Consider the following 8,383-nt stretch of genomic DNA (forward strand, 5'->3'; position numbering starts at 1 on the left):
CAGGCCCATCAGGTCGCGCACACCCTGGACGGCGGCGTCGGCGTATCGTTCCGGGTTCTGCGAGAGCAGTTTATGGGTGACAAGGCTGCCATCGGGCCGCTTTGCCACCAGATCCGTGAAGGTGCCGCCGCGGTCGATCCAGATTTGCCATTTGTCGTGTTTTTTCATTGTTTCTCAATACCATAATGCGATCGCCACCGCAGAGACCTTAAACTCAACAGCCAACACTATTGCGAGTAGCCAACATTCTCCAAATGTGCCCTGAAATCCAAATCTTCTTTTAATAAATTTGTAATAAAAATTGACAACATACTGTAATTCAAATCCATTCCTCCTTTTTGATTTTTGCATGTTGAACTAATATCTGTTATTTTCTTAAATACCTCCTCATGTTCTATTTCATGACTGTCAACTGATTTGTATCCACTGTCACGCATTATCTGGATTTCACTATCAAAATGCTCCCTTAATGCTTTAACAAACTCCTCCATCTTGTCGATGCACCCACTAGTGTCGCCGCCGTTCTCGCAATCAATCATTGCATTAATAATATCGATGATCCTTTTATGATCGTCATCAATACCCGCGTGTCCAGTCAAAAAACTGCGCGTCAGCTCAAGCCTGGTCATCACGTCTCCTCGGCTTTCCATCGTGCAACAAATCGTCCAAGAGCTATCGTTGCATGTCAAATAGCGTCTGCCAATTGGCGTTTGCCGCCGTCATAGGGACAGCACCCCGAAACACTTTGACGATTGCGGCGCTGCCGGTTTCCCCAAAAGGCCTGGGGGACCGGGGCGGCCCATGGTATGTCAGGCCCGTCGCCCCACGAGACGCCGCCGCCCCTGAAGGTCATACTCCTCTTGGGATCCGCCGGGATAACGGGCGTCACGCCAGAAGATGTCATCCTGGGCAAGCCGGTCGGTGGGGACCGGCTTGCACCGACGGTGAGAGATGGACCCGACGAAACCCAATTCCCCTTTTGGCCGCGCCAGCCCGCGCGAGACGCGCTGGGGCGTGGTGGTTGTGGTGGTGCTGGCGGCGGCGGTGGCGGCTTTTCAGGTCGGCAAGGTGCCGGTGGCGTTGCCGCTGTTGCGCCACGACCTGGGGCTTTCGCTCTTTGGCGCCGCCCTGGTGGTGGCGGTGCTGAGCGCCGTGGCGACGCTGGTCGCCATCGTCGTCGGCACCGCCAGCGATGCCCTGGGGGCGCGGCGGCTGTCGCTGCTGGCGCTGGGCACCATCGCCGGGGCCAGCCTGGCCGGAGCCTTCGCCGACGGCGTGGCCTGGCTGCTGCTGACGCGGATCTTCGAGGGATTGGGCGTGATCGTGTTGTTTGCCGCCGGACCGGCCATGATCCTGCGCGCCGTCAGCGAGCGCCACACGCGGCTCGCCTTTGCCGCCTGGGGCTCCTACATGCCGCTGGGCCTGGCCGCCATGGTGCTGCTCTCGCCGCTGCTGCTGGCGCCGCTGGGCTGGCGCGGCCTGTGGATCGTCAACGCCGCCTTGGCGGCCGTTTTCGCCGCCGTCTATCTGCTCGGCACACGGGCCACGCCGGATCCGCCGGGCGGCGCGGCGACCCGGCATCTCGGCCGCGACCTGGGCGCCGTGTTGGGCGCCCGCGGACCCTGGTTGCTGGCGCTGGCCTTCGCCGCCTACGGCACGCATTACCTCTGTGTCATCGCCTTCCTGCCCACCTACCTGGGCGAGCAGCACGGTCTCGGCGCCGCGGCCGCCGCCGCCATCGTCGGCCTGGCCATCGCCGCCAACGTGCCGGGCAACCTGGCGGCCGGTTGGCTGCTGCATCGCGGCGCCTCGCGGCGGCGCTTGCTCTCCCTGGCGGTGCTGGTCATGGCGGCCAGCAGTGTTCTCATCTTTCAGCCCGGGACGCCGTTGCCGGCCCTGGTGTTTCTCACCACCGCTTTTTCCGGCATCGGTGGCCTGGTGCCGGCCTCGCTGTTTAGCGCCGTGCCTGCCTACGCCCCTTCGCCGGCCCTGGTCGGTGCCACCAGCGGCCTCATTTTGCAATGCGTCAACATGGGCCAGTTGGCCGGACCGCCGATCTTCGCGGCCGTCGTTTCGGCCTGGTCGTGGGCCCGGGCGCCCTGGATGTTCGCCGCCCTGGCCCTGGCGGGCCTGATACTGGCCCAACTGATCGGCCGCGAGGAGGCCCGTGCCTTACCAGAGAAATTCATAAAATGAATTTCTCTGGTAAGGCACAAAACCATGAATTCTAGTGTGATTCAGATTCCCAATTTCGGCGCATGAAATGCGCCGAACTTCAGAATCATCACACTAGACGCGGCTCCCTGTGAACTTCCGCCGGTCGGCCGGCGCTGCTAGAATCCGGCATGCTCAACCGTATCCGACTCTATTCCGGCTTGGTCTTGCTGACCTTCGTCTGCATGCACCTTTTCAACCACGGGCTCGGGCTGATCTCCTTCGAGGCCATGGATGCGGCCTTGCCCTTCACCACGCGGCCCTGGCGCAGTTGGCCGGGAACGCTGCTGCTGGGCGCCGCCGTGCTGACCCACAGCGGCCTCTCCCTGACCACGCTTTATCGCCGCCAGACACTGCGGCTGAAGGCCTGGGAGGCGGCCCAGACCATCCTCGGTTTGCTGTTGCCGCTGTTTCTCATGGGCCACGTGCTGGGCACCCGCGGGCTGGTCGAGATCTTCGGCGTCGCCACCGGGTATGAGCTCGAGATGCTGGCGCTCTGGGTCTTCATGCCCGAGTGGGCGGTGATGCAGACCGTGCTGCTGCTGCTGGCCTGGAGCCACGGCTGGATCGGGCTGACGACCTGGGTTCGCTTGAAGCCCGGCTACCAGCGCTGGCGGCCCTGGATCTCCGGCTTCGGCCTGCTCTGGCCGGCGCTGGCGCTGGCCGGCTACGTGGCCGCCGGTACGCGGACGCTGGAACGGGCCGCCGACCAGGCCTGGATCGGTCAGGTGCTGAAAGCGGCGCGCTTCGATGCGGCCTACTCCGAGACCGTGCTGACCTGGAATTACCGCCTGATGGCGGCCTGGGCGGCGATCGTGGCGCTGGTGCTGGCGGCACGCTGGCTGCGGCTCGCCGTGGCCCGCCGCCAGCGCGGCGTGCGCGTCATCTACCGCCAGACCCAGACGGTCGAGACACCGCCCGGGGCCACCGTGCTGGAGGCCCTGCGCGCCGGCCGCATCAATCATGCCTCAGTCTGCGGCGGCCGCGGGCGCTGTTCGACCTGCCGCATCAAGGTGGGGCGCGGGGCCGACTGGCTGGCCCCGCCCGGAGCCCAGGAACAAGAGGTGCTGGAGCGCATCTCGGCCCCGCCCGGCGTGCGCCTGGCCTGCCAGATCCGGCCCACCGTCGACCTCGAGATCGAGCCCCTGCTGCCGCCCATCGCCGGTGCCGCCGAGGGCTTCCAACAGCCCGGCTACCTGGCCGGCCAGGAGCTCGAGGTGGCGATCGTCTTCGTCGATCTGCGCGCTTCGACAAAGCTTTCAGAAGACCGCCTGCCATATGATTTCGTCTTCGTGCTGAACCAGTTCTTCGCCGCCATCGACAGCGCGCTGGTCGAGACCGGCGGCCACTACGCCCAGTTCAACGGCGACGGATTGATGGCCATCTACGGCCTCGATAGCGGCCTCGAGCAGGGTTGCGCCGAGGCCCTCGAAGGTGCCCGGGCCATGCTGCGCCAGCTCGACCAGCTCAACCGGCGCCTGGAATCCGAGATCCCCGAGCCCTTGGCCATCGGCATCGGCATCCATTGCGGCGAGGCCATCGTCGGCAGCATGGGACCGCCAGCCCATCCCATCATCTCGGCCATCGGCGACAACGTCAACGTGGCGGCCCGGCTGGAGGCGCTCTGTAAGGATTATGGCGTGCCGCTGGTGGTCTCGGATACGGCGGCCGGCCACGCCGGTGTCGACCTCTCGGGGTCCCGCCACGAGACCGTGCAGGTACGCGGCCGCGAGCAGAGTCTGGAGGTCTATGCCGTCGACGACCCGCTGACGATCGGTGCTGCGGCGGACGCGGCCGTCGAGCCGATAGCGGCGAAATAGGGCCTGCTCCACATGTGTCCGTGCTGGCTGGCGCCGTGCTGCTGCTGCCGGTTTCCTGAAGGCCTCGCCCAGCGGTTGACCGACGCCTCCCGGCCTTGCCATGCTGGCGGAAAGCCGCCACGGGAGGAAAAATAAATGCTGAGTTCGCGCCGCCGCATCGTCACCGGCCACGACGCCCAGGGAAAATCGCGGATCGTCATCGACGGCCCGCCGGGGAACCTGATCGAACGCAACGCCGGCGGCCTGGCCGAGATCTGGAACACCGACGGCGGTCCCGTCGACAGCCGCGATGCCGTCGACCGCGCCAGCGGCCCGGTGCATCTCTCGCCGCCGGCCGGCGGCAGCCGCTTTCGCTGGTTCCAGATCGCGCCGGACGATCCCGCCATGTCGATAGACGAGCTGGAGGCCAACACGGCCCAGGCCTTCGCGGCCATTGGCGCGGCCCACGAACGGCCCGACACGACGCGCGATCCGCGCATGCACAAGACGCCCAGCGTCGACTACATAATCCTGCTTTCGGGCCGCGTGACGCTGATGCTCGACGACGACGAATGCGAGCTCCAGCCCTACGACGTGGTGGTCCAACGCGGCACCAACCACGCCTGGATCAATCGTGGCGACGAGCCGGCGCTGCTGATCGCCGTGCTGATCGATGCCGAAATCAATTAACGCGGAGACCCGACCATGAGCGCCGTCCCGAATCTCGCCGATCCCCTGACGCTGCCCTGCGGCACAGTGCTGCCCAACCGTCTGGCCAAATCGGCCATGACCGAAGGCGTGGCCGATGCCGACAACCGGGCCACCGAGCGTCACGCCGTGCTCTACCGGCGCTGGTCGGAAGGCGGCACCGGGCTGCACATCACCGGCAACGTGCAGGTCGACCGCCGTTTCCTCGAACGCCCCGGCAACGTCGTCATCGAGGACCGCCAGGGCCTCGATCAATTGCGCGCCTATGCCGCCGCCGGCACCGTGGCCGGTAACCAGCTCTGGATGCAGATCGGCCACGCCGGACGCCAGACGCCGATCCACGTCAACCCCGAGCCCGTGGCGCCCTCGGCCATACCGCTGGAGCTGCCGCCGGGCCGCCACGGTGACCCCCGGGCGCTCAGCGGCGACGAGGTCGAGGACATCGTGCGGCGCTTCGCCTTCGTCGCCGAAGTGGCCCGCGAGACCGGCTTCACCGGCGCTCAGGTACACGCGGCGCACGGTTATCTGATTAGCGAGTTCCTCTCGCCCAAGGCCAACCGGCGCGACGACGAATGGGGCGGCAGCCTGGAGAATCGGGCGAGGCTGCTGCTCGAGACCATGCGCGCCATGCGCCGCGCCGTGGGCCCCGACTTTGCGCTGGGCGTCAAGCTCAACTCGGCCGATTTCCAAAAGCAGGGCTTCACCTTCGAGGAATGCGTGCAAGTGGTGCAGTGGCTGGAAGCAGCGGGCTGCGATCTGCTCGAGGTCTCGGGCGGCAACTACGAACAGCCCAGCATGATGGGCGCCCGGATAAAGGACCAGGTGGCGGGAAACGCGCTGCCCGAGCGTCCGGTGCGCGAGAGCACGCGCAAACGCGAGGCCTACTTTCTCGAATATGCCGACGCCATGAGAAAGGTGACGAAAATGCCGCTGATGGTCACCGGCGGCTTCCGCAGCCGGGCCGCCATGGACGCCGCGCTGGCCTCGGGCGCGCTAGACGTGGTCGGCGTGGCCCGGCCGCTTTGTGTCGACACCGACGCTTCGGCCCGGATCCTGGATGGCAGCTCTGAATCCATGCACAGCTACGAGCTCGATATCGATCCGCCCCAGGCCGGCCTGGCCTGGTTCTGCTGGCAGATCCTGCGCCTCGCCGACGGCCAGGACGCCGACCTCGCCCTCGACGGCAAAAGCGCCATCAAGGCCTACTTCGAGCACGAAACGAAGATGGCCGAGGCCATGAGCCGGGGCTAGCGCGCCTCATGTTATATGCTTACCGACTGATCGGTAAGCATATCTGGGCGCCGCTTTAGGGCACCAGTTCGGGGAAGCCCCGGTACTGGCCGCCGTGGCCACCCTCGTGATTGTCCCAGCCCGGCTTGGTCAGAAAGCGCTTGGGTCCGATGTAGCTCATGATTTGGCGGATCGGCTTGTCGCGCCAATTGATGTTGAAGGCGGCCAATTTGGGAAAGAAACAAAGCTCGGAATAGGGCAGGTGATCGTGAATCCACCAGGCCAGCGATTGCCATTCTGCACCGTTCTCGTAGCGATCCGCGAACCAGGGAATCACGATGCAGGCGGTGGCGCCCAGGCAGCCGTCTCGATCCCGGCTGTCCCAAATGTGGCGCCCATAGTTGGCCTCGTTGGTGGCGCAATTGAGGTTGTGCCGATTGCCGAAGGCGTTCACTTGGCGCGACCGGTAGGCCGAGCGAACGGCGACCCCGCCAAAGGTTCGGTAGAGGGGCTCCAGCAGTTCCCCACATAATTTGCCTCCCGCTTCGATCGCCAGATCGGGGTCGTCCGGGATATTGGGAATTCCGTTGAGGTTGGAGATCTCGCTGTAGAGGAAATCGCGCAGGAAAAAATTCTGCGAGAGCCTGACACGGCCCAGGTTCTCCAGTGATTTGACGGCCTTCGGTTTTCGCATCAAGTCGGGTCCTGGGCTTGAACAACCGCCCCCCTAGTGCCGGAAATGCCGCATGCCGGTCAGCACCATGGCCAGGCCGGCTTGGTCGGCGGCTTGGATGACCTCGTCGTCGCGCATCGAGCCGCCGGGCTGGATGACCGCCGTGACGCCGGCCTCAGCCGCTGCCAGCAAGCCGTCGGCGAAGGGGAAGAAGGCGTCCGAGGCCACCACGGAGCCCCTGGTCAGGGGCTCGGCTTGGCCGGCCTGGGCGGCCGCGTCGGCCGATTTGCGGGCCGCTATGCGGGCTGAATCGACGCGGCTCATCTGGCCCGCGCCGACGCCCACCGTGGCGCCCTCTTTAACGTAGACGATGGCGTTGGACTTGACGTGCTTGGCCACCCGGAAGGCGAACAACAGGTCCGCCAGCTCGGCCGCGCTGGGCGCCCGCTTGGTGACGACTTTCAGGTCGGATTCGTTCACCCGCCCGGCATCCCGGTTCTGCAAGAGATACCCGCCGGCCAATTGGCGCACGCTCAGGCCGGCGGCGTCGGCCGCGGGCAGGCTGCCGGCCAGCAACAGCCGCAGGTTCTTCTTCTCGGCCAGGATGCGCTGGGCCTCGTCGTCGGCCTCGGGGGCGATGATCACTTCGGTGAAGATCTCCGAGATGGCGCTCGCGGTTTCACCATCGAGCCTGCCATTCAGCGCGATGACGCCGCCGAAGGCGCTGACCGGATCGCACTTCAGCGCCTTGCGGTAGGCCTCGACGTAGCTTGAACCGAGCGCCACGCCGCAGGGGTTGGCGTGCTTGATGATGGCGATGGCCGGGGTCTCCGGGTCGAACTCGGCCACCAGCTCGAAGGCGGCGTCGGTGTCGTTGAGGTTGTTGTAGGAAAGCGCCTTGCCTTGCACCTGGCGCGCTGTGGCGACGCCCGGCCGGGCCGGGCCGCCGGCATAGAAGGCGGCCTCCTGGTGCGGGTTTTCGCCATAACGCAAAACCTCGCGGCGTTCGCCGGCAAAGACCAGGCGCGGGGGAAAGCTCTCGCCCGTCTGCGCCGCGAACCAGCCCGAGATGGCCCCGTCGTAGGCCCCGGTGCGGGCGTAGGCCTTGGCCGCCAGGCGGCGGCGCAGCTCAGCCGAGACGGCGCCATCGTTGGCTGCGAGCTCGGCCAGCAGCTCGGCGTAGTCGTCGACCTCGACGATCACGGTCACGAAGGCGTGGTTCTTGGCCGCCGAGCGGATCATGGCCGGGCCGCCGATGTCGATGTTCTCGATGCAGGCGGCGAAGTCGGCACCGTCTGCCACCGTGGCCTCGAAGGGATAGAGGTTGACCACCACCAGGTCGATGGCGCCGATATCGTGATCGCTCATGGCCTCGAGGTGGCCGGCGTCGTCACGCAGCGCCAGGATGCCGCCGTGGACCTTGGGATGCAGCGTCTTGACGCGGCCGTCCATCATCTCGGGAAAGCCGGTGTGGTCCGAGACCTCGGTGACCGCCACGCCGGCCTCGGCCAGCGCCCGGGCCGAGCCGCCGGTGGACAGGATCTCGACCTGGCGATCGGCCAGGGCGCGGCCCAGCTCGACCAGGCCCGACTTGTCGGAAACCGAGACCAGGGCACGGCGGATGGTGACGGGGCTATCGTTGGGGGACATGGGGAACTCTCCGGGAATAAACGGTGGCGACTATTGCGGCCGGCGGTAATCGGGCACCAGCGCCGCCAGGCGGGCCAAGGTGTCGTCGGTGTGGCGGGCCCGGGCGGCG

At 66.1% G+C, this 8,383-nt stretch carries 7 protein-coding genes; 4 read left to right on the forward strand and 3 right to left on the reverse strand.

Annotated elements, in window-relative coordinates:
- Positions 1–227 precede the first annotated feature (227 nt).
- Positions 228–629 (reverse strand): hemerythrin family protein, encoded by a 402-nt coding sequence (locus QGG75_10430; GenBank protein ID MDP6067649.1) that lies wholly within the window; start codon positions 627–629, stop codon positions 228–230.
- A 322-nt stretch (positions 630–951) separates the two neighbouring features.
- Between QGG75_10430 and QGG75_10435 the strand changes: the two genes are divergently transcribed.
- From QGG75_10435 to QGG75_10450, 4 genes are all read left to right on the forward strand, one after another.
- Positions 952–2,196 carry an MFS transporter gene (locus QGG75_10435; protein MDP6067650.1) on the forward strand — a complete coding sequence of 415 codons (1,245 nt, stop codon included), beginning with the start codon at positions 952–954 and terminating at the stop codon, positions 2,194–2,196.
- 149 nt (positions 2,197–2,345) lie between these two features.
- Positions 2,346–4,034 carry an adenylate/guanylate cyclase domain-containing protein gene (locus QGG75_10440; GenBank protein ID MDP6067651.1) on the forward strand — a complete coding sequence of 563 codons (1,689 nt, stop codon included), beginning with the start codon at positions 2,346–2,348 and terminating at the stop codon, positions 4,032–4,034.
- A 135-nt stretch (positions 4,035–4,169) separates the two neighbouring features.
- Positions 4,170–4,703 carry a cupin domain-containing protein gene (locus tag QGG75_10445; GenBank protein ID MDP6067652.1) on the forward strand — a complete coding sequence of 178 codons (534 nt, stop codon included), beginning with the start codon at positions 4,170–4,172 and terminating at the stop codon, positions 4,701–4,703.
- A 15-nt stretch (positions 4,704–4,718) separates the two neighbouring features.
- Positions 4,719–5,972 carry an NADH:flavin oxidoreductase/NADH oxidase family protein gene (locus tag QGG75_10450; protein ID MDP6067653.1) on the forward strand — a complete coding sequence of 418 codons (1,254 nt, stop codon included), beginning with the start codon at positions 4,719–4,721 and terminating at the stop codon, positions 5,970–5,972.
- Between the two features lie 55 nt (positions 5,973–6,027).
- On the opposite strand, the gene QGG75_10455 is transcribed toward QGG75_10450, so the two are convergent.
- Together QGG75_10455 and purH are read right to left on the reverse strand one after the other, a co-directional pair.
- Positions 6,028–6,645: a hypothetical protein gene (locus QGG75_10455; protein MDP6067654.1), complete on the reverse strand. Its 618-nt coding sequence runs from the start codon at positions 6,643–6,645 to the stop codon at positions 6,028–6,030.
- Positions 6,646–6,678: 33 nt separating this feature from the next.
- Entirely contained in the window at positions 6,679–8,274 is a 1,596-nt protein-coding gene (gene purH / locus QGG75_10460; GenBank protein MDP6067655.1) for a bifunctional phosphoribosylaminoimidazolecarboxamide formyltransferase/IMP cyclohydrolase, read from the reverse strand.
- Between the last annotated feature and the right edge of the window lie 109 nt (positions 8,275–8,383).

The sequence above is a fragment of the Alphaproteobacteria bacterium genome (assembly GCA_030740435.1).
GTDB lineage: Bacteria > Pseudomonadota > Alphaproteobacteria > UBA2966 > UBA2966.